Annotated in this window: 19 protein-coding genes and 4 pseudogenes; 5 read left to right on the top strand and 18 right to left on the bottom strand. The window is 70.4% G+C overall.

Annotated features, from left to right (window positions below; genetic code table 11):
* Positions 1-111: 111 nt before the first annotated feature.
* Entirely contained in the window at positions 112-672 is a 561-nt protein-coding gene (locus FRANEAN1_RS34070) for a TetR/AcrR family transcriptional regulator (protein WP_020464223.1), read from the bottom strand.
* Between the two features lie 271 nt (positions 673-943).
* Positions 944-1,078: a hypothetical protein gene (locus FRANEAN1_RS44400; RefSeq protein ID WP_347176880.1), complete on the bottom strand. Its 135-nt coding sequence runs from the start codon at positions 1,076-1,078 to the stop codon at positions 944-946.
* Positions 1,079-1,806: 728 nt separating this feature from the next.
* Here FRANEAN1_RS44400 and FRANEAN1_RS34065 point away from each other — a divergent pair.
* Positions 1,807-3,768 carry an AMP-binding protein gene (locus tag FRANEAN1_RS34065; protein WP_020464222.1) on the top strand — a complete coding sequence of 654 codons (1,962 nt, stop codon included), beginning with the start codon at positions 1,807-1,809 and terminating at the stop codon, positions 3,766-3,768.
* Here the strand turns inward: FRANEAN1_RS34065 and FRANEAN1_RS34060 are convergent.
* A pseudogene (locus tag FRANEAN1_RS34060) lies at positions 3,666-4,040 on the bottom strand (ABC transporter substrate-binding protein); the annotation flags it as partial. The gene FRANEAN1_RS34065 and the pseudogene FRANEAN1_RS34060 overlap by 103 nt on opposite strands.
* Positions 4,041-4,225: 185 nt before the next feature.
* Here FRANEAN1_RS34060 and FRANEAN1_RS34055 point away from each other — a divergent pair.
* Entirely contained in the window at positions 4,226-4,582 is a 357-nt protein-coding gene (locus tag FRANEAN1_RS34055) for a hypothetical protein (protein ID WP_347176879.1), read from the top strand.
* Between the two features lie 442 nt (positions 4,583-5,024).
* Here FRANEAN1_RS34055 and FRANEAN1_RS34050 read toward each other — a convergent pair whose 3' ends face one another.
* The 9 genes and pseudogenes from FRANEAN1_RS34050 to FRANEAN1_RS41865 all read right to left on the bottom strand — a co-directional run.
* Complete coding sequence (locus FRANEAN1_RS34050) at positions 5,025-5,261, bottom strand: hypothetical protein (protein WP_020464220.1); 237 nt, start codon at positions 5,259-5,261, stop codon at positions 5,025-5,027.
* 460 nt (positions 5,262-5,721) lie between these two features.
* Positions 5,722-5,928, bottom strand: a complete 207-nt coding sequence (locus FRANEAN1_RS34045; RefSeq protein WP_198145408.1) for an RNA-binding S4 domain-containing protein — start codon at positions 5,926-5,928, stop codon at positions 5,722-5,724.
* A gap of 109 nt (positions 5,929-6,037) precedes the next feature.
* Complete coding sequence (locus FRANEAN1_RS34040; protein ID WP_020464218.1) at positions 6,038-6,556, bottom strand: cytochrome P450; 519 nt, start codon at positions 6,554-6,556, stop codon at positions 6,038-6,040.
* 323 nt (positions 6,557-6,879) lie between these two features.
* Positions 6,880-7,818, bottom strand: coding sequence for an oxidoreductase (locus FRANEAN1_RS34035; protein WP_020464217.1), 939 nt, complete (start codon positions 7,816-7,818; stop codon positions 6,880-6,882).
* A gap of 458 nt (positions 7,819-8,276) precedes the next feature.
* Positions 8,277-8,822, bottom strand: coding sequence for a histidine kinase (locus FRANEAN1_RS44395; RefSeq protein ID WP_083788414.1), 546 nt, complete (start codon positions 8,820-8,822; stop codon positions 8,277-8,279).
* Positions 8,756-9,760, bottom strand: coding sequence for a hypothetical protein (locus FRANEAN1_RS44390; protein ID WP_020464215.1), 1,005 nt, complete (start codon positions 9,758-9,760; stop codon positions 8,756-8,758). Before FRANEAN1_RS44390 ends, FRANEAN1_RS44395 begins: the two co-directional genes overlap by 67 nt.
* The gene (locus tag FRANEAN1_RS34020; protein WP_020464214.1) at positions 9,757-10,110 is read right to left on the bottom strand and encodes a hypothetical protein; all 354 of its coding nucleotides are present in this window, start codon (positions 10,108-10,110) and stop codon (positions 9,757-9,759) included. The genes FRANEAN1_RS44390 and FRANEAN1_RS34020 overlap by 4 nt, the downstream gene beginning before the upstream one ends.
* A gap of 93 nt (positions 10,111-10,203) precedes the next feature.
* Positions 10,204-10,868, bottom strand: a pseudogene (locus tag FRANEAN1_RS34010) (SDR family oxidoreductase).
* A 67-nt stretch (positions 10,869-10,935) separates the two neighbouring features.
* Positions 10,936-11,268 (bottom strand): annotated as a pseudogene (locus tag FRANEAN1_RS41865) (ABC transporter substrate-binding protein); the annotation flags it as partial.
* A gap of 353 nt (positions 11,269-11,621) precedes the next feature.
* On the opposite strand from FRANEAN1_RS41865, the gene FRANEAN1_RS34000 reads away from it, so the two are divergent.
* The gene (locus tag FRANEAN1_RS34000; RefSeq protein ID WP_041255101.1) at positions 11,622-12,524 is read left to right on the top strand and encodes an LLM class F420-dependent oxidoreductase; all 903 of its coding nucleotides are present in this window, start codon (positions 11,622-11,624) and stop codon (positions 12,522-12,524) included.
* Positions 12,525-12,572: 48 nt separating this feature from the next.
* Here the strand turns inward: FRANEAN1_RS34000 and FRANEAN1_RS33995 are convergent, their stop codons facing one another.
* Both FRANEAN1_RS33995 and FRANEAN1_RS33990 read right to left on the bottom strand, forming a co-directional pair.
* Positions 12,573-13,427 carry a glycosyltransferase gene (locus tag FRANEAN1_RS33995; protein WP_020464209.1) on the bottom strand — a complete coding sequence of 285 codons (855 nt, stop codon included), beginning with the start codon at positions 13,425-13,427 and terminating at the stop codon, positions 12,573-12,575.
* Between the two features lie 255 nt (positions 13,428-13,682).
* Positions 13,683-14,534 (bottom strand): sugar phosphate isomerase/epimerase, encoded by an 852-nt coding sequence (locus tag FRANEAN1_RS33990; RefSeq protein ID WP_020464208.1) that lies wholly within the window; start codon positions 14,532-14,534, stop codon positions 13,683-13,685.
* A 347-nt stretch (positions 14,535-14,881) separates the two neighbouring features.
* On the opposite strand from FRANEAN1_RS33990, the gene FRANEAN1_RS33985 reads away from it, so the two are divergent.
* On the top strand, positions 14,882-15,718 hold the full coding sequence (locus FRANEAN1_RS33985) for a hypothetical protein (protein WP_020464207.1): 837 nt from the start codon (positions 14,882-14,884) through the stop codon (positions 15,716-15,718).
* Between the two features lie 110 nt (positions 15,719-15,828).
* Here FRANEAN1_RS33985 and FRANEAN1_RS42715 read toward each other — a convergent pair.
* A pseudogene (locus FRANEAN1_RS42715) lies at positions 15,829-16,146 on the bottom strand (endonuclease/exonuclease/phosphatase family protein); the annotation flags it as partial.
* A 30-nt stretch (positions 16,147-16,176) separates the two neighbouring features.
* On the opposite strand from FRANEAN1_RS42715, the gene FRANEAN1_RS33975 reads away from it, so the two are divergent.
* The gene (locus FRANEAN1_RS33975; protein ID WP_041255098.1) at positions 16,177-16,395 is read left to right on the top strand and encodes a hypothetical protein; all 219 of its coding nucleotides are present in this window, start codon (positions 16,177-16,179) and stop codon (positions 16,393-16,395) included.
* 70 nt (positions 16,396-16,465) lie between these two features.
* Here FRANEAN1_RS33975 and FRANEAN1_RS33970 read toward each other — a convergent pair whose 3' ends face one another.
* The 3 genes from FRANEAN1_RS33970 to FRANEAN1_RS33960 all read right to left on the bottom strand — a co-directional run bounded on the left by FRANEAN1_RS33970 (position 16,466) and on the right by FRANEAN1_RS33960 (position 20,271).
* A complete protein-coding gene (locus FRANEAN1_RS33970; protein ID WP_347176878.1) occupies positions 16,466-16,879 on the bottom strand; it encodes a hypothetical protein in 414 nt (137 codons plus the stop codon).
* 384 nt (positions 16,880-17,263) lie between these two features.
* On the bottom strand, positions 17,264-18,895 hold the full coding sequence (locus tag FRANEAN1_RS33965; protein WP_020464204.1) for a high frequency lysogenization protein HflD: 1,632 nt from the start codon (positions 18,893-18,895) through the stop codon (positions 17,264-17,266).
* Entirely contained in the window at positions 18,892-20,271 is a 1,380-nt protein-coding gene (locus FRANEAN1_RS33960; protein WP_020464203.1) for a tetratricopeptide repeat protein, read from the bottom strand. The genes FRANEAN1_RS33965 and FRANEAN1_RS33960 overlap by 4 nt, the downstream gene beginning before the upstream one ends.
* Between the last annotated feature and the right edge of the window lies 1 nt (position 20,272).

The raw sequence follows: 20,272 nt of genomic DNA, 5'->3' as shown, positions 1-20,272 counted from the left end.
CAGCGCGCGTTTCCCGGGATCGCGGCGTCTCGTGCGTCTCCCGAACATCGGCAGTTTCGACTTCCGGGTCATGGGCCCGTCCTCTCCGGGTGATCATCGACAGCTCGGACGTCACACTCCGGCCAGGTTGTGGAGACCGGCGCGGACGCGATCGAGGGGCATCTCGCGGGCCGCGACGAGGTAGTCGACGACGTCGGCACGCAGCGCGGTGAACAGGACGTGCGCCAGATAGTCGGTGTCCTCCCCGGGGCGCACGGCCGCGAGGCGCCGGGCGAGCTCGGCGATCCAGTACCGGCTGGACGAGTTCGAGTAGTAGGCGTTCGGCCCGCGGTGCTCGAGTGCCCGGATGAGGGTCCGGTTGGCCACCACGAAGTCGAGCAGGGCGTCGAGGTAGGCGCTCAGCGCCTCGGTCGGGCTGCCACCGGGGCCGAGCGGCGCCGGCCCGTGCTCGACGCGCTGGCTCAGCGCGTTCACCCGGGGCTGCAGGACGGCCTCGACCAGGGCGGTGCGGTCGCCGAACCTTCGGAAGACGGTGCCCTTGCCGACCCTGGCGGCCTCGGCGATGTCGTTCATCGACACCTCCTCGGCCCCCTCGCGGTCGAACAGGTCCGCTGCCGCGGCCAGGATCGCCGCGCGATTACGGGCGGCGTCGGCCCGCTCGGCCCCGGTCACCGCTCACCTCCTCCCGCTGCGCGGACCGGCGGTTCGCCGACCCGGCGATCCGCCGTGTGGCGCCACTCGCGTGGCGCCGGTTCCAGTCCGCGTGCGCGAACGGTTCCAGCAAATTCTGCCAGGAGTTCCGCGATGGTGTCCGGGGCGCCGCCGCTGCCCCGGACCGGTGTTTCAGATGCCCCGATTCAGCCGCGCGCAGGGTTTCCATCAGGTTAAGCGTGTCGGGATTGTCTGACCTCGGGAATTGCGTGCCGCGCTGCCGCCGGGGCGCCTACGAGGGCTGGCCGAGACCGCGGATGAACCCGGTGATGCCCGGGCCCTCCCGCCGGACGGCCTCTGAGCAGTAGCGGCCGCTGGAGATCGTGGTGCCGGCCGGGTCGACGGTCCAGATGACGACCGCCGCCATATGGCTGCCGATGAATCGGTGGAGACCTGCTGTTCAAGGGGCCGAAAAATGCCGTCATGCGGTCGCGAAATACAGTCGAACAGTGCGATTGCGAAATGCGGTCGACGATGGCTGTCGCGGTGACGTTCCCCGTTGCGGTGACGTTTCGGTGACCGCCGGGAATCGGTTTCGGCATTGGTGCGCGCGGCGGCGGGGAGAAGAAGTCACCTACCGGACCGGGCGGCTCGTCAAGGGGTGTCCGCCGGCGCCTGCGGCGCTTCGTGCCCTGGTCCAGGGCCCTGCCGTCGGACGGAGGGCCGGGCGGCCCGGCCTCCGGTCGTGCTGCCCCGGCCGGGACCGGCATGCTGTTCGGTGGCGCCGGCCGGCAGGGCGGAGACCCGCGCAGCCTATCGGATTGACGGGGAAGAAAGCATCGTAATCCGGGGCGTACCGCCAGAATAACCCTGACTGCATCAAATTAGCGTTCCAGGTTTGTGAGCGTTCATTGACAAGGGTGGGGAGATCTGTTTTCCTTCGGGCGGTTGGGCGTCGAGGTCCAGGAGGAACACGGTGTTGAAGCGGGCAGGGCTCTGGTCGGCCCCGGCACTCCTGCTACTGCTGGCGGCGGGTGGCTCTTCGTCGAACGTGCGGTCGCCGGCGGCGGCGCGAACAATGGTCGGCCGAACGGCGACCTGACGATGTCACCGGGGCCATGAGCAAGGGTGCATACCGAGGGGAGCGGGTGCCACATGGCGGCTGACACGACGACATCCTTCGAGGTGGTCGGCTCGGCCGACGAGGCGGCGGACATCCGGGCCGCGGTCGCCGGCCTGACCGTCCCCATGCTGTTGGCCCGCCAGTGCCGCTCCCGCCCGGACGCGGTGAGCATCCACTGGATGCGCGACGGCGAGTGGCAGGCGTGGACGTGGCGCCAGTACGGCGCGCAGGTCGCGCGGATGGCCGGCGCGCTGGAGCGTCTCGGGTTCGGCCGCGGTGACCGGGCGCTGCTGATGACGTGCCCGCGGCCGGAGTTCCACGTCATCGACTCCGCCGTGCTCCTGCTTGGCGGCTGCCCGATCTCGATCTACAACTCGTCGCCGGCGGAGCGGGTGCGTTACCTCGCCGCGCACTGCCGGGCCAGCCTCGTCGTCGTCGAGGGACGCGAGCTGCTTGCCCGGGTGCTGGCCGTGCGCGCCGAGCTGCCCGACCTGCGGCACGTCGTCGTCATCGACCCGGCTCCCACCGGCAGCGGCGGTACCGGCAGTGAGGCCGCCGGCGGCGAGAACCTCGGCGGCGGGGCCGCCGGTGACGTGCCGCCGGGTGTGCTCCGCTGGGACGACCTGCTCGCGGCCGACCCGGTCGACCTCGAGGCGCGGGCCGCGACCGCCGGCCCCGACGACCCGTGCACCGTGATCTACACCTCGGGGACGACCGGCGTCCCGAAGGGCGTCATGCTGGATCACAGGGCGGTGATCTGGCAGTGCGAGAGCTATCTGCGCCGGCTCGACCGTGACCTGACCGGTGCCCGCTGGGTCAGCTACCTACCGGTGGCACACATCGCGACCCGGTTCTACGCGCAGTACTTCCACGTCTACGCGGGCCTGGAGGACATCACCTGCCCGAACCCGGCGGACGTCGAATCGGTGCTGATCGACCGGCCGCCGCACCTCTTCTTCGCGCCGCCGCGGCTGTGGGAGAAATACCTGATCTCCCTGCGGGAGTGGATCGGCGCCATGGACGACCCGGCCCGCGCGACGCGGCTCACCCGCGCCATGCGAGTCGGCGAGGAGGCGGCGCTGCTCGAGCTCACCGGCGGGGACGTGCCACCCCGGCTCGCCCGGGAACGGGAGGAGCTGCGGCCCGCCACCCGGGAGCTGCGCACCCGCCTCGGGCTCGGCAACCTGCTGACCGGGGCGATCGGGGCCGCGCCCGCGAACCCCCAGCTCACCGCGGCGTGGATCGGCCTCGGCGTGCCGATGTTCGAGGGCTACGGGCTGAGCGAGTCGACCGGCATGCTCACGGTCGACCCGTTCGCCTACCGCCTCGGCAGCGTCGGCCGCCCGATGCCCGGCGTCGAGCTGCGCGTCGCGCCGGACGGCGAGCTGCACTTCCGCGCCGGCAGCGCGTTCCGGAGCTACCTGGACGACCCCGAGCAGACCACCGCCGCCATCGATGCGGAGGGCTGGGTGCGCACCGGTGACCTGGCCACCATCGACGACGGCTACGTCCGGCTGCGGGGACGTAAGAAGGAGCTCATCATCACCGCCGGAGGCGAGAACGTCTCACCTGTGGCGGTCGAGTTCGCGCTCGCGGCGCAGCTGCTGGTGGGGCAGGTGTGCGTGCTCGGCGACGGCCAGCCGGCGCTGGGTGCTCTCGTCGTCCTGGACCCCCAGGCCGCCGCGGTCTGGGCCGGCGTGAACGGGATCCCGTTCACGCACGTCGACGAGCTCGCGGCCGATCCGCGGGTGCTGGCCGAGGTCGGGCGGCAGATCGCCCGGGCCAACGACCTGCTCGTGCGCCAGGAGAAGGTCCGGCGGTTTCACGTGCTGCGCCACGAGTGGCCGCTCGACTCCGACGAGCTCACGCCCACCGCGAAACTCCGCCGCGATCAGATCGCGGCGAAATACCAGGCCGAGATCGCGGCGATGTTCGCGGCGCCCGCCAATGTCGAGATCATGCCGCGTGCGGTGGCCGCGAACCATTCCTCGTGATTCTCGGGGCATCCGCTGGCTTTCCCCACCTGGCCGCTGACCGCCGGCCCGCCCGCCTCGAAGGGCCGGAAGTACACGGTGAACGAGACTCCCGCCAGGCTCTGGCCCAGAGTCGGCAGGATGGTCCGGTCGTACCCCGTGAGCGAGACGCTCGTGGCGAAACTCAGATGCGCGGCGCGCACGGCCTGCATGCTGGCGGCGAGATCCTGCGGGGCGGTGAAGCCGACCAGGGCGTTGGCTCCTGCCGCGGCCAGCTTCTGGGCCACGGCGGCCGGGCTGTCCGTGCTGCGCGCCTACCGCGGCCTCGCACGCGCTGCGCCAACCGTGGTCGGCAGCCATCGAGGTGGTGTCGACCGTGAGTGATGGGTGACGTGTCGGGCGCGTTGTCGGGGCGAGCGTCCGCGCCGGCACCGATTCGGGCCGATCAGCGCCGCGGCACTTGACAGGATGATCTATCGTGGCCAGGATCGAATGTATGTTCGATCTCCTCGGAGTCCGGCCACGCCCTCGCACCGTCCAGGATGACTCCGTCGCGCCGGGCGAGCAGTTTCCGTCACAGCGAGTAGCCGATGATTCCCGCCCGCTGTCCGCTCGGGCGTCGAGCGGCCTGCCGCCGAGCGTGGCCCGGGTCGCGGCGCGGACGAGACTGTCCGCCGAACTGCTCGCCGCCATCCTCACCGTCGACGGGCGATCGCGGGCGACCCTCGACGACATGGAGCGTGCGGACGCTCTCGCGGACGTGCTCCTCGCCCGCCGCCGGCAGCGGGTCGACCGGCATCGCCCCGAGCTCGCTCGGCCAGCCCGGCACGGTTGACGCGTCGGCCCGCGGTGACGGTCCTGGCCTGACGGATCCGCAGCTGACGCTGTCCACCGTAAAGGTCAGTCCGCCGCCATCGCGGGCGGTGGCCTCGCCGCCGCCGTCGTAGCCGCGGCCGGTTGTTCTGCTTGATGCCCGTCGGTATCCGGGTCTCTTCGCCGGCCAGGTGTTCAGGCGCGAGCGGTGATGTCGGCGATCGTAGGTTGCCTACGTAACGCTGCTCCGGCGCGTCACGCCGCCGGGAACTCTCGGACGCTGCACGATGAGTTCCCGGATGAACAGCCGTCCTCTGTGGAGGACTTCCTCCAGCGTTTTCTTCACATCGTCGGTCGTTTATCGACATGCCCGGCTGATGGTTTTTCCCGCCGGCCCTCATGCCCACGGCCAGGGGGCCGTGGTGCACACAGCGGTGATCTGGTGCCGATGGGTACGGCCTCGATCAGCTGTGCGAGTGCGCCCAGCGCAGGACCCGGCGACGGATGGGACGCCGCTGCTCGACAGCCTCGCCGGCCAGGCCGAGGCGGGTGCGGACCGTCCGCCGCTCCGGCTGCGCGGTGGTGGTGCCAAGGGACAGGAAGGTCTCCTCGGAACCGAAGTGCCAGGGGTTGTCCGAGCGACGGGTGGCCGGCTTCTCGTACCCGCTGGAGTGAGTGGCGGCATGGATGGCGTTCAGCACGGCGGGCTCCCGGGTGCAGAGAAGGGGCAGGTGATGAGGCGGTCGAATCTCAGCCGCCGTAATTAATAGTGCATGCACCACGGAGTTCTTGTGGGCCCGATCGACGTGACCTCGGACGCACTCGGCAGGGAACCGTAAAAATGTGACCGACGCCCGTGTCCTGGAACACAATGCGGCCGAAAGGTGTCGCAAGATCGCGACTACAGGGTTGCGCCGCTCACATTCGGGCCGGCCATTGGTGACCTGTGTCACCAATGGCGGGAATGTGAATTTCGGCGGGATCTCCGGTGGAACGGGAGCCGCCGACGGGCGCGGACCAGGACAGCAGGCGGGCAGCGGGCCGGCAGTGGGGCCCGTTGCCCGCGAGGGTCTGTCACCGGCGCGGGGCCCTGACGACCGGCATCGACGGGGCGCGCCAGCCGATCCGAACAGGCCGCGCCGGGGTCGCGCCGGGGATGGATCAGCCGACGCGCAGCTGCTCGCCGGGCAGCGTCACCTCGTCGCCTGGCCGCAGCTGGCGGCCCCGGCGGGTCTCGACCTCGCCGTTGACGCTGACGCTCCCGCTGGCCAGCACCGCCTTGACGGCCGAACCCGCCTCGACGACGTCGGCGAGCTTGAGGAACTGGCCGAGCCGGATAACGTCGCCGTCGATGCTCACTTCACGCATTCCCTCAGCATGCCCGACCGTCGACCGCCGACCGGACTGGCTGGCGGGACGCCGCGGTCGACGACCGGACGGGGCCCGCAGCTGGGTCGTAACGATCAGGACCGCCGGTTCAGGCGGACGGGTCGAGCTGGAGCGGGAGTGCGACAAGCGAGCGGATCGTCGTCGTGAAGGCTGGCTGGAAGCCGTCCGGAACGCGGTAGTCGGGGATGCGGGCGTGCCATTCGCGCAGGGCGATGCGCAGCTCAAGCCGAGCCAGGTGTGAGCCCAGGCAGCGATGCGGCCCCCGCCCGAACGCGATGTGCCGGTTCGCGTCGCGGTTGAACCGGACGGCCTCAGGCTCGGGGATCTCCCGTTCGTCGGTGTTGGCGGCGCCGAGCAGATCGGTCACTACCTGGCCCTTGCGCACCGGGCAGCCGGCGATCTCGGTGTCCTGGGTCGCGAATCGCGCCACCATCATCACCGGCGACTCCCAATCGACGAGGCCGCGGGCCAGCTCGGTGATCGGCCCTTCCATCTCCTTCATGCGCTGCGGGGAGAAGAGCGGGTCAAGGATCCTGCGGTACTCACGGTGTTTCGGCGGGTCGATCTGCAGGGGGATCAACGGCCGCTCGGTGCCCGTCTGGGCCACGCCGACTCCGGAGGAGAAGACCTCGGGGTTTGTGAGCAGTGTTGCGATGTCCGCGCTCCGGGTGACCAGTACCCCCCTTTCGCCCAGCGAAATCGCGCGCTGGGCGTGTAACCAGGGGAAGACGGCCTTGGAGCCGTCAGGAACGCAGGGTTCTCCATGGGATTCCCCGACTCGGGCACCGTGCTCGACGCCGCACTGTCAGTCGACATGTGAGCTCCTCGCCGTAGGCTGCTACGAATTTATACCAAGTATAAAAACGTCGCAACCTGGCGAAGTGGGCCCGCCGCGCCGTCGCCCGCTGCCGGTGGGTGCCGCGGCGCCGCTCAGAGCGGGTAGGTCACCATGGTCAGCCGCTCGGACAGTTCCCACAGACGTTCGGCGGTCCCGGTGTCCCGCGACGCGGCGTTGGAGGTGACCAGCACCGGGTGGCCGGTCATCTTCAGCAGCCCGGACGGCCCGTAGTACTCGCCACCCCTCGTCGATGGATCAACCGCCGCGCGCAGAAGGGGCAGGGAGCCTTTGAACGCCGAGTGGACGATGGGGTTGGGGATGTGGTCGACGACCTTCTTGAGTTTCCGCTGGACCGGGCTGGGGTTGCCCCCGACCTCCGTGTTCGCGCCACCAGGATGCGCGGCGACGGACCGTGCCGATCCTCCCGCCGCCGTCAGCCGGCGCTGCAGCTCATAGGTGAACAGCAGGTTCGCGAGTTTCGACCGGGCGTAGGCCCGGAACGGCCGGTACTTCTGGGCCAGGTCGAGGTCGTCGAAGTCGATCTTTCCCATCCGGTGCCCGTTGCTGCTGACCGTCACTATGCGGCCGGCGTCGGAGGCCGTCACGGCTTCCAGGACGAGCCCGGTAAAGGCGAAGTGGCCGAGGTGGTTGATACCGAAGTGCTGTTCGAAGCCGTCCTCGGTCTTGCCCTGGGGCAGTAACATGACGCCCGCGTTGTTGATGAGCAGGTCGATGACGGGGCGCTCCGTGACCAGCGCGTCTGCGGCCTTGCGGACCGAGGTGAGCGAGCTGAGATCCATCTGCAGTACTGAGACGTCCGCCTCGGGTACGGCGATCCGGATGGTGTCCAGGGCGTCCTGTGCCTTGACCGGGTTACGGCAGGCCATCACCACTGTCGCGCCGCGCCCGGCGAGCAGCTTGGCGGCCTCGAAGCCGATTCCGGAGTTCGCGCCGGTGACGACGGCCGTCCGCCCGTTCAGGTCGGGAACGTCGGCCGCACTCCAACGCCGCCGCTCAGGCGCTTCCGCCATGACGACCTCCGCGATCGATACAGGGCGAGGATCTCCGCCCATCTGATGTGAAACCCGTGGCCATATCGAGACCACTGACAGCACACTACAGGCGCTGGTCCGGGTGTGATTCCCATAGCCCACGCGCTCGCGCATGCCAGGCCCAGCACCAGACAGACCGTCGCCGTCCTGCTTCGGTGGCGGACATCCGTCACCGGGATCACGTGGAACCCGGCGCCTTTGCCATTGGCACGCGGGGCAACTGTGCGAGCCCGGCAGACGTCCGCCCGGCGCGTTCTCGGACCCGCTGCCCGCATACCGGCGTCGCGGTATCCTTGCCATTCGGCGCGCGTCGAGCGACTGGCCTGGAGATTGGCGCCGAAATAGCCGCTGGCCGAGCGGGCCCCGTTGCGGCCCCGTAGGCGGCAGGCCACCCACTCCCTCGATGCTCATCCCCGGCCGGCCGGCGGTGCCTCGGGTCAGATCCAGCCGCGGGCGCGGGCGAGCTGGACGGCCTCGTGCCGGTTGACGGCGCCCAGCTCGAGGACCTCGGCCTCACGCGAGGTCAACGGGCTCTCTCCGGCCGCGATCGCCTCCGCGGCCAGCTCCGGGTCCACGTAGCGGCCGCCGCCGTGCACCGCCCGGACCACGTCGGCGAGGACCTGCGCGGAGACGGTCTTCGGAAGGAAGCCGCACGCCCCCGCCGCGAGCGCCTGCTTGAGATAACCGGGACGTCCGTGGCTGGTCACGATCACGTTGGCGCATCCGGGGACCTCGGCGCGCATCGCCCGGGCGCCGGCGAGCTCCGCGCCCAGGTCGGCCCGGCGGTAGCCGTCGACAACCGCGCGCATCTCGCGCAGCGAGTCGTGGGCGACCTGGCGAACCTCCAGCATGCGTTCCGCCGCGGCAGCGTCTCCGTGCTCGACCAGGCGTGCGGCGAGCTCGCTCTGGACGGCCATCAGCGACAGGTTCCGGCCCAGCACGTCGTGCAGGTCCCGGGCGAACCGCAGCCGCTCCTCGGCCACGGCGAGGCTGGTGTGGACCGCCGGGACCGGTCTATCTCCCACACCACGCCGAGCATCCAGGTCGAGACCCGGTAGGTCAGCGCCACCAGCACAATCGGGTACGCGTAGTACCCGGCCGCCTGGAGCGGTGTGACTTCGAGGCCCACGTCGGCCGCCGGCGCCACGGCGTCCACCATGGCCTGGATCAGGGCGCAGCCGGCGGCCCCCACCACCACGCAGGCGAGCAGCGACGGTGTCCGCAGCAGTGGCGCGACCGCCGCGGTCGACGCGCCACCGGCGATCATCGTCACGATGAGCGTGACCGGCATGCCACCGCCGCCGGGATCGGCGTCGAACCCGGGGATGGCGGTGCCCATCGCGGCCAGGACGACCGCGCCCGCGGCCACCCCGGCGACCAGCGGGGCCGCCGCCCGCCGCCCGCCCAGATGGGCCGCGAGCCCGGCGCGCAGCAGCACCACACAGGCCACGGCGTGTAGCGCGGACACGACGAGGAGCCCACCGGCGGCCAGCCCCCAGGCACCCGGCCGGGAGCTGATCGCCAGCAGCACCAGCCCCGGCTCGGTGGCGGAGAACAGGTACAGCGGCCACCGGGTGATGGCGTCCATGCGCTCGGCGCTGCCGCGCTCGCGCCACCAGCGCCACCACCCGGTCATGGAGCCCACGGTGTCATGCCGCATCAGATCGACCACCGGGGTCAGTGGCAGCATCTGGGCGGCCAGCTCCCACGGCGCGGCCAGCGCGTCGAGCGGGACGAGCAGCCCGGACAGGACGAGCGGCACGACCAGCACCGGCATCGTCGTCACCTGGGCCATCTCGACGCTGCGGGTCACCTCGGCGCGGCCCAGCGACCTGACCCGACGCGCCGCACCGGAGCCGCCCGTCCCCGGGAGCGGGCGTGCCGGCGCGGCACCCTCGCTCACGCCGCTCACGCCGCTCACGCCGCCGCCGCATCCGGTCGGGCCTGTCGGCCGGGCTGGTCGACCTCGCCGGGGAGCGAACCGCCGGAACCGTCCACAGCGAACTCGGAACGGGCCACGGCGAGAAACACCTCCTCGAGCGACGCCGACCGGGCATTGAGGTTGCGCAACCGCACCCCGTTCCGGTCGCCCCAGGCCAGCAGCATCGTGAGGGTCCGCTGGAGATCCGCGGTGGTCAGCAGGACCCCGCTTCCGCAGCCGCCGCCACCTCCGCCTCCGCTCCCACTCCCGTCGCTGTCACTGCCGCCTCCGTCGCCGCTCCCGCCACTGCCCTTGCCCTTGCCCTTGTCCTTGCCCATGACCTCGAGCATCCGTCACCATCCGTGTCACCGATGGTGACGGTGTCATCGGTTTCCGTGCGGCGCGCACGGCTCGCCCATGACAAATGTCAGCGTCGCCGATGCTCAGGCAGCGCTGTCGATGACGGCTACCGCCATCCGGCCGCCGTCCACGTCGAGGACCGTTCCGTGGATGAACGCCGCGTCGTCCGAGGCGAGGTAGACGGCCGCGGCTGCGATCGCGTCGGGATGACCGGAGCCGCCGGCGGGAGGACCCCGCATCATGGCCTCGGCCGGATGCTCGACGGCGGTGTCCAGGTCAGGGTGCGGATAACGCCGGGCGAGACGGCGTTGACGCGCACACCCAGCGGTCCGAACTCGGCGGCCCAGGCCCGGGTGAGCGTCTCCAGCGCTCCTTTCGTGGAGCTGTAGAGCGAGCCCACCGGCAGGCCCAGCCGTGCGACCCAGGAACCGAGGTTGATGATCACGCCCTCGCCCGCGGCGACCATGGCGGGGGCCACGGCCTGGGTGAGGAAGAACGGAGCCTTGACGTTGACGGCGTAAACCTGATCGAAGGTGCGATCGTCGGTGGTCAGCGTGGTGTTCGGGGGAAAGATGCCGGCGTTGTTGACGAGAATGTCGAGACGGCCGCCGAGGCGGCGGGTCGCCTCCTCCCGACCGGAGACGACGACGTGGGCCCCTTCAGCGGCGAACGCCACGGCGATGGCCCGGTCGATGTTGCTCGTGGAACCGGTGACGAGCGCGGTCCTGTTCTGGAGTCGTTGAGCCATGCCCGGGGAGGCTAGGCAGCAATTTTTGGACCCGCAAGTCCAGAATCGTCGACACCCGTCGCGGGTATCAGGCGCCGCTGCCGTCCCCACAGAGACGCTCATGGGTGACCTGGTAGGCGCTACCGGTCGAATCGATCTGAACGAAGGCGTTGCAGTCGGGGACCTTCCCGATGTTGTTGCGCAGGTCGACCTGCTCGATCAGCCCACCGGCATTGTAGTCCGCGACCTTGAGTAGTGAGCTGATGAAGCCCTCGCGGGTGGGGCAGGTGCCCGCCAGCCGAAGTCCCTGGAGAAAGAGGTCGGTGTAGATGTACGCGAACATGGCGAACTGCTGCTCGGGAAGGGCGGTCTCCGGCGCGAAGCGCGTCATCGCGCCGCGGTAGCGCTCGATCAGCGCGCCGGCACACCCCTCCACCGTCAAGCACGTCAGAGTTCCACGCCGTTCGGCATGCCAACAATCACAGCTGAGAATGTACGGAGGGAAAATGCGGATGACCTTGTTCGACGCATTCAGGTACGACGGCAGGCGCGTGCTCGTGGTCGGGGGTGCCACCGGAATCACCGAGTCGTTCCCGAACGCCACGGCGACCGTCAAGTTCCTCCTCAGCATCTAGGCCGAGCGACCTGAGTAGGCTCGCGCCCGGCCCCGGGCGATCGTGCTCTCCCATGTCGGGTCAACCGGTGTGTTTTGAATCCACCCCGGTGGATCTCCCGAGTCACCTGCTCCCGACAGTTCCTCTCGACGAGGTGAAAATGCGCTTCATCTACCATTACCCCGAGACCAACGGCACCGACCGCGACATGCTCGACGCCGGCGCGCTGGCCGAGGTCGCGGCAGCAGCCGAGCGGGCGGGATTCTACGGATTCTGCCTCAGCGAGCACCCGGCCCCGAGTGCCCGATGGCTGGCCTCCGGCGGGCACCAGAGCCTCGATCCGTTCGTCGCGCTCGGCCACGTCGCCGCCGTGACCCAGCGGTTGCGGCTGCACACGAACCTTTCCGTCGCGCCCTACCGGAACCCGTTCCTGCTTGCCAAGGCGGCGGCGACCGTCGACAAGCTCTCCGGTGGACGGATCGTGCTCGGGCTCGGCACCGGGTACATGAAGACCGAGTTCTTCGCGCTCGGAGTCGACATGGACGAGCGCAACACCCTGTTCGACGAGATCCTCGACGTGCTGCCGATGCACTGGAGCGGTGAGCCGTTCAGTTACAAGGGCCTGCACTTCGACGCCCGGAACGTCATCGCCCGGCCCCGACCGGTGCAGGACCCGATTCCCATCTGGATCGGCGGTAACTCGAAGCTGAGCCGGCGCCGCATCGCGCAGCGGGCGCAGGGCTGGATGCCGCTGGTGGGCCCGCCGGAGCTCAGCGCGGCGGTGCGGACGACCTCCATCGGTTCGCTGGGGGAGCTGGCCGTCATGATCAACGAGATCCGGGACGCCGCCGCGGCCGCCGGGCGGCCGGACACGATCGATGTGCAGTACTCCTACAAGGACCGCTCCATCGCGACGCCGACCGTCGAGCCCGATCGCCACCGTGAGGCGATCGCCGAGATCGAGAAGGCCGGCGTGACCGCCGTGGTGGTGTCGAGCCCATCGGTGTCGTCCGCGGCCACGCTCGAGTTCCTCGAGGCGTTCGGCGCGACCTACCTGTCCTGACCGCGCCTGTCCTGACCGCGCCTGGCGAACGGGCCCGTATCGCGCGAGTCAGCGCTTGACGAGTAGATGCGGCGGGGGAGGGCCGAAACGCCCGCGGACGAAGTCCAGAAGCCCGCGGACACGTCCTTCGAGGTTCCAGTAGGGGCCGCGCCGGGCCGGGACGACCGCGCCCGAGGCGAGATGCCACAGCGCGATGCAGAACCGGATGAACGCGTGGTAGCGGCCGGAGTGGTCCCGCACGAGCAGCAGGGTGTTGCGGAGCTGCAGGTAGTCGATCGCCGCGGCGGTGGAGCCGATGTTCGGGTTCTTGACCATCGCGCCACGCACGAGTCCGGATTCCCAGCCGGCGGACCTCGCCCGCAGCGCGAGGTCCGCCTCCTCGCAGTACGCGAAGTAGCGTTCGTCGAAGATTCCGATCTCGTCGAGGCAGACACGGCGGGCGAACATCAGCGTGCCGTGCGGGTGCCCGGCGGGCTCCCAGCCCTCGTCCACGCTCGCGGGCATGAGAATTCCGCCGAAGTAGGGGTCGATGACCGGCGTCGCTCCGTCGCCGACGTCCGCACAGGCCAGGCCCGCTCGCGGCTGCTGCGCCAGCACGCCCAGCATGTGACTCAGGCAGGTGGGCTCGGGCAGCGCGTCGTGCGGCGCGAGCACCACCCACTCTCCCGCGTCCGCGTCGGCGAGGAACGCGCGGTAGCCGACGTTGGCCGCCGGTCCGAACCCCAGGTTGCTGCCGGCGAGCACCACCGTGACATCGGCGGCCTCGACCGGCGGCATGACCGCCGATCCGTTGTCGACGATCGTGATCGCGACGGGAACGTCCTGCGCGCGGAACGCGTCGATGGTGTCGACGAGTCGCTTCGGCTGGTCACGGTGAACGATTACGACCGAAAGAGGCTGCACGAACCCAGTGCTACATCAGATCAGTGGGCCAGCGTGCGAAATAGGGTGAAGCCGGGCCATGGGGACCGGCTGTGCCGGATTGCCCGCGGCCGGTCAGTGTTCCATCAGGTGATCCGCTCGGCACCGGGACGCGGGGACACGGGGACGCCGGGCCGTGAGCACGGCCGGCAACCCGACCGCGCTGTCACCCGATCAACGATCGACGATCCCAACCTGCGCGCGCCGTGCGCCGCGTGCGCCGCGTGCGCCGCGCCTTCAACCACTCGTGCCGTGGGACGGAAAACGTCCGCCGAGAACTGTCTCCGTGGCGGCGAACGCGCGCCGTGCCATCTCGGCTGGCCCCAGGCCCGCGAGCGAGGCGGAGTACACCTCCGTCGCCACGAGGGGATCGGCTCCGGTCGCGACGAGAACATCCAGGACAGCCTCGATGTCGGCGTCGCCGTCCCCGGGTAGCAGGCGGGCGATGATCGTCTCCGTCCTCAGGTCGTCGGCCGGCCGCGTAGGCGCGTCACACAGCTGAAGGACATGGATCCGCTCCGTCGGCACGTCACGCAGGGTGTCGTAATCGGGCCCACCAGGCTGGCGGAACCAATGCCACATGTCGACTACCAGGCCGAGGTTGTCGCGGTCCACCGCATCCAGGAGCCGCATCGCCGCCCTGATGTTCGGCACCACCGACCACGGCAGGAACTCGAAACTGATCCGCAGACCCCGCTCCGCCGCGAGATCGCACAGGTACGCCAGCCGCTCCGCCACGCCGGCGATCGACGGTACCTCGGCCTCCAGCGTCGTCGCGATAACCGTCGGGGAGCCGGCCCACTGCGCGATGTCGAGAAGTGGTCGGGCCTGCTCGGCTATCTCCTGTCGGTCGGCGGTGACCCATTCCATCAGAACCTCGACAGTGGGGATCGCCAGCCCCCTGTCCCGGTGGTAACCGAAGAACTCCTCCGGAGTCATACCGTCAGCGACGGCGCCAGCGAGGTGCGAACTCGTCATCTGCGCCCCGTCGAACCCCGCGTCCGCGACGGCGTCGACGAGTGTCCGGACGTCGGCAGCGTCGACCGGATGGCCGAGCGGTAGAAGAGTCGGAGCCGAAATGGCCCTCATCGGACGAACCTCTCATCGGGAAGAATGCTGCGGCGCGCGAGCCCAGGCTAGATCTCTGACACCTACGTCATGTGTGAGTTGTGGCGATGTTGTGTTGTTGGGGGTGGCCCCGTTGCGGGCGCCGAGCCGGCGCTGTGCGGTCTCTGGTCTTCGCGGTCTCCATCGGCAAGATAGGTTATTCCAGTCAAAGTGGACATCTGCTTACCCAAGTGAACCTGAGTCGCGCTTTCGTCACGTAGGGAATCCCAGATCGGCGAAGGTGGCGAAGGCCGCCGTATGGCACCTTCCTCGACTATCGGGGCGAAGCCGCGGACGGCATTCATTCCTTGGTGACCAAAGGGGGGCGCGTGACAATCATAGGAGACGACGTTGAGATCGTTCTCAATTATGGTCAGCCGGTCAGCTGGCTCGTTCCGGCCAGGGTGACCAGCCAGCAGATCCAGGACCGTGAGCACACGAACATGTTCCTGGCGGAGCTTCTGCTGAGGTATCCCGCCGGGCCACCCGCGAACCTAATCAACCCGTCGATCGCGGCGATCAACGCCCACCCGCGTATCACGCCCAGCGTCGTCCGGATCGAGATCAGTAATCAGGAAGCCGCCCTGGTCATCCCCAACACGGCTCCGGCCGCCGCGCCGGTCGCGGCAGTGGCCGCAGGAGCACCGGCGGGAGCGCGGCGGGCCGCCCTGCGGGCACGGATGCAAGCCCGGCGCGGCGCGTACACCTGGAGAGAAGGCCGCAGTGTGGCCTTCAACGCCTGGATCAACGGCGCGGCGCCACTGGCGAATCCCATCGGCGACAACGCGACCATCAACTGCTGGGAGGCGGTACTGGTAGCCGCGGCAGAAGCCGGTCTGGTCACGGTCGCCCAACTGACCCACGCGTACGGAGCCGTGGACCCCGACACCGCCGTGTACAACCTGTTGACGGCAGGCGGTGTGCAGCAGATCAACTGCGCGAATGCCGCCCCCGCGAACAACATCCAGGCCGGCGACGTCATCATGGTCGAACACGCGGGCCAGCCGCTGCACCATGTCATGGTGGTCCTGACCGCCGACCCGGCGAATTTCCTGCAGATCGAGGTGCTGTCGCTGTGGGGCACCCTCGGCGGCTTCGTTCTCGGCCGGGGGGAGCTGAACTTCCTGCTCCTCCCCACGACGGTGTTCCGTTATTCGACGCTGTAGCGCCGGATCCGCGTGCCGCGCCTGCCACGATCCGCCCGCTGCGAGGACGTGCCGGAACGGGTCGATCCCGCTCCGGCAGTCCGCGATGACCGGCAGAACCGCCACTCGGCTCAGGCGCGACGGGGCCTGATGTCGAGCCAGACGAGCCGGTGGTCGGAGCTGGGGAACGGGTACTTCCCGGTCAGCCGCGAAAGCGGATCGGTGGTCGCCGGCCAGAACACGCCCGCTCCCGCCGTGGCCAGATCGCGGGAGGGCAGCACGTAGTCGACCCGCAGGTTGCCCGGCGCGGTGTCGGCGAAGTCGGCCGTGTCGTGGGCCGGGTCGCCACGGTGCGTGGCGTTGGCGCCGCCCTGCAGTACCGCCGCCTCGGCGGTGCCCGCGCTCGACGGGATGACCGAGGCGTTCACCTGGCGGCTCTGGAGCAGCTGGCCGCCGGCCGCGGCGCGGACGTCACCACCGTGCCCAACCTTTCGGCGCTCCCGGAGCGTGCGCTGGTGGGTAAGCGGCTCGTCGCGGACCTCACCGCCTGCCCCACCCTGGGCGCCACCAACCCGGGCATCCAGGTCAACCCGCTGATGGACAACTACGAAGCACTCGCGATCGACCCCGGGGGCCCGGGCACGGTACGGCGATCGTCAACGTGCTCAGCGACGACAACTTCGGTGCCACCCAGGTGACCCGCGTGCTCCGGGTCGCGGTGCGGCTGCCCTGATCCCGGCGACGAATGTCGTCGGACGTCGACACGCCCTATCCGATCATTCTCGCCCGAAGCCGGTCGCCGAGGTCGAGACGGCGCGGTACCCGCATGAGCTCGGCCGGCGTGACGACCACCCCGAACGCGCGGAGCCGTTCCGCGAGCAGGCCCCAGTCCTGTGCCCCGCCGCTGTCCTCGACCGCTGCGAGGTCCAGCGGCAGCGGGTGGTCGGCGTCGGCCCAGTCCGGCAGCAGGACCATGTACACCGTGCGCTCGATCTCTTCGCTTGTCAGCTCGGACAGGCGCTCGTCGGGGGTCCTGCCCCCGCCCGACATGCCCCAGCCCCGGTCATCCAGGAGGGTGACCTCACGGCCGTCCGAGAGCTCGGCGAACTCGTGCACCGTGAAAGAAAGCCCACTGTAGGCGTCGATGTGGCCATCCGGCAGCGGGGCCGGCGCCGGAGCCACCTCCGGTTCCGCGGCCGGATCCGGTACCACTCCCGAAGCCGGGACGAGGATCGACCCGAGCGGACCGCCGGCCACGGACCGGCCGCCCTCACCACCGTCGGAGCCATCCGGACGCCGGAGGAGAGAAACCACCGGGCCGGCCGAATCGAGTTCGCACCACATGCGGATTCCCACGACGACTTCGTCGACCACGGAGCGGAGACCACGCCCATCGAGCAGGTGCTTCTCAACGAACTGACCAGGGGCGCTTCCGCTCGGTCGACGAGATCACCTCCTACTTCGACGGACTGAACCTCGTCGAGCCGTACCCACTGGCTGTCAGGCTGGTGGCGGGCGGTATCGGACGCAAGCCGTAGACTCTGTCACCCTGTGATCCGCCTGTAGTCATATCGTGACCTGGCTGCCGGCACGCAGCGCCACGACGGCGCCGACGAGCACGACCAGGGCGGCTGTCGCCACCGGCGTCCAACGCAGGCCGGCGGCGAACCCCGGCACCAGCGTCTGGGTGCGCTGGAGCAGCGGGATGAGTGTGCGGTCGAGCAGGAACCCGACGCCGACCAGCGTCGCCGCCATTCCCACGCCGTAGGCGAGAACCAGCAGGACCCCGAACCATGCCCGCCCCAGTGCGACCGCTCCAAGCAGCACGACGACGGCCGACGGCGTCGGCACCATGCCGCCGACGAGTCCCGCGGCGAGCAGGCTGCGTAGCCTCGGTTGGTCGGTGACGGGCGGGTGCACGTGCCAGCGCCCGCCATGCGAGTGACCGTGCTGGTGCGCATGACCATGATCGCGCGAAGGGTCGTGGTCGTGGTGCCCATGGCTGTGAATGCCGCTGCCATGGTGGCGGTGATGGCTGTCGTCGCGTTGAGGACGGGCGTGGCTGTGTCCACGGTCGTGTTCATGGCGGTGGTGATTCGAGTGGCCGTCGCCTGTGGACAACAGGTGGCGATACGGCGACATGATCAGTCTTGACCGCAGCAGACTGGCGCCGAGACAGATCATCAGCAACCCGCTCGCGACACCGAGCCACGGATAGATCTTCTCCGGAGCGAAGCCGCTCGACGCCGACAGCACGACCGCGAGGACGAGAACGCCGAGGGTGTGGGTGAGCGTGACCGCTCCGGCGGTGGCGGCGAGTTGCCGTCCTGTCGCCGAGCCGCCGACGACCCGGGCCGCCATCACCGTCTTGCCGTGCCCGGGGGCGAACGCGTGCGCTGTCCCCAACACGACCGCGGCGAGCAGTGCGAGCACGCCCAGGCCGAGTGAGAAGGAGTCCCGCTCGACCAGGCCGTTCACCCAACCGGCGAGGCCGCCGGCCGCCTGCCGGGCCTCGTCTGACGCACCGCTACCAGGCGTTCCAGCGCCGATGGCGCCCGCCTGCGACAACGGGTCGGCCGCGGCCGGTCCGCCCGGACGAACGGTCAGCGTCGCGCGCGTGACGTCGGAACCGCCGCCCAGCGGGTCGTCGGGGTACCGGGTCAACAGGTTCGTCGGTGAGCGGGACGGTACGTCCGAGGAGACCACCGTGGTGCGGTCCCCGACCGCGACCGTCTCCCGCCAGCCGACCCGGTCGGCGTACGCGGCCAGCGTGTACCGAATTGTCGTGTCAGGGTCCGTGTCCGCTGCCCCGGCGGTCTCGGCGGAGTATCGGCAGACCAGCCGCATCGTCGACAGCCCGCCGTCGCCCGGTGGGAACGACAGCGAGCCGCCGATCGGGACGAGCGGGCGGGCCCGGCCGTCGATCGCCAGCGTCGCCCGTCCGGCCGTGCGGGCGCACTCCGCTTCCCGCCAGCGGGCGGCTCCCAGCGCGTCGACGTCCGGCCGGACCTGCGCCGCCGGTATCTCGGCGAAGTCGGCGACCACGTCGACGAGAACCTCTTCGATGCCCACCCTCAGCACGCTCGCGCTGTTGACGGTGAAACTCCCGAGGGGATGTGCCGATGCGGATCCGCCCGCCGCCAGGACGAACGCGGCCACCGTCACGGCCAGGACGGCTGCCCGACGCAGCGAGGTCACCGGGCACTCGCGTCGAGGGACGCGAGAAGGGCCTGTGCCCGGGGCGCGTGCAACGGTGAGAAGTGCGGGTCGGTGTCCAGCGCCGCCCGGAGGTCCGCGACCGCGGCGTCGGTCTGGCCGAGCGCGGCGTGCACGACGCCCCGGTGGTAGGAGAACAGTGCTCGGTGGGTGCCGAGGCCGAGCGCCGACTCGGCGGACGGCAGAGCCTCGTCGTCTCTGCCGAGCTGGTGCAGCACCCAGGCGCGAGCGTCGTCCACGAAGACCCCGGCACGGTGCGGTTCGCCGCCCGGTGCCGGGGACAGCGCGGCCAGCGCGGCGGCGGGGTCGCCGTGGTCCGCCTCGAACAGCGCCAGCTCGACGTCGACCTCGACTCCCTGCGCGCGCATCAGCTCCGCGGTGGAACGCACCAGGGAGTACTGCCGCTTCGCCTCGTCGGGCCGGCCCAACGATTCGAGCAGTTCTCCGTACTCGGCGACGATCCACGGCTGTGGGCTCCGAGTGGCCGCGACGGCGTAGTCCGCCAGGGCCGCCTCGCTCTCGCCCCGGGCGGCGGCCACGCGGGCACGACCGACGAGCAGCGACACCGATGACGGGTCGCTCGCCTGCCCGCGCCGGTAGGCTTCGTCCGCCCCGACGAGGTCGCCCGAGTGCCGCGCCAGTTCACCGAGATGGAAGTAGGCGAACGCGGCATCGGCTGCCGACGTCGCGTCGTCGGCTACCCGCCGCAGCATCGCGGCCGCCTGGTCGATCTCGCCGCGCAGCTCGAACGCGTAGGCGACCCGGGCCAGCGACGCGACATCGGGACGCAGGTCGACCGCGGTCTGCGCCGCCTGCCACGCTTCGGGATAGCGCCCGAGTTCGACGAGCGCGTCGAAGCGCACCCCGTGCGCGGTCGCGTTGAACGGGTTGACGGCAACCGCGGCATTCGCGGCGCGCAGCGCACCGGGGAAGTCGTGACGTGCGGCGGCGAGCGCCGCCTGCCCGGCGAGGGCGGCGTCGTTGTCCACCGGACGCAGTTCCAGCGAGCGGGCGAACGCCCCGTCGGCCCGTGGGTAGGACGTCGGATCACCGGTCACTCTGGCCTGCTCGACGTAGGCGAGGCCGAGCTCGGCCCAGGCCGGCCAGTCCCCCGGCACCTGGTCGAGCCGGTCACGCAGACTCGCGACGGGTGCGGCCGCCGCCCTGCCCGCCGAGGACCACGCCTCGTCCACGGCCGCCGCTCCGGTCGGCGTCGGCGTGACACCGTGGCCCGAGTCATCCCGGACGAGCGGCGAGCCGACCATGGCCAGCGCAGCCGCGCCTGCCAGGCCGGCCACGCAGATCAGGCCGGCGAGCACCCGTGCTCGACTCGCCCCCCCGCCCAGTCGCCGCTTCATG

It is taken from the genome of Parafrankia sp. EAN1pec (assembly GCF_000018005.1).
In the GTDB taxonomy this organism is placed as follows: Bacteria; Actinomycetota; Actinomycetes; order Frankiales; family Frankiaceae; genus Parafrankia; species Parafrankia soli.
This window is presented reverse-complemented; position numbering and strand designations above follow the sequence as displayed.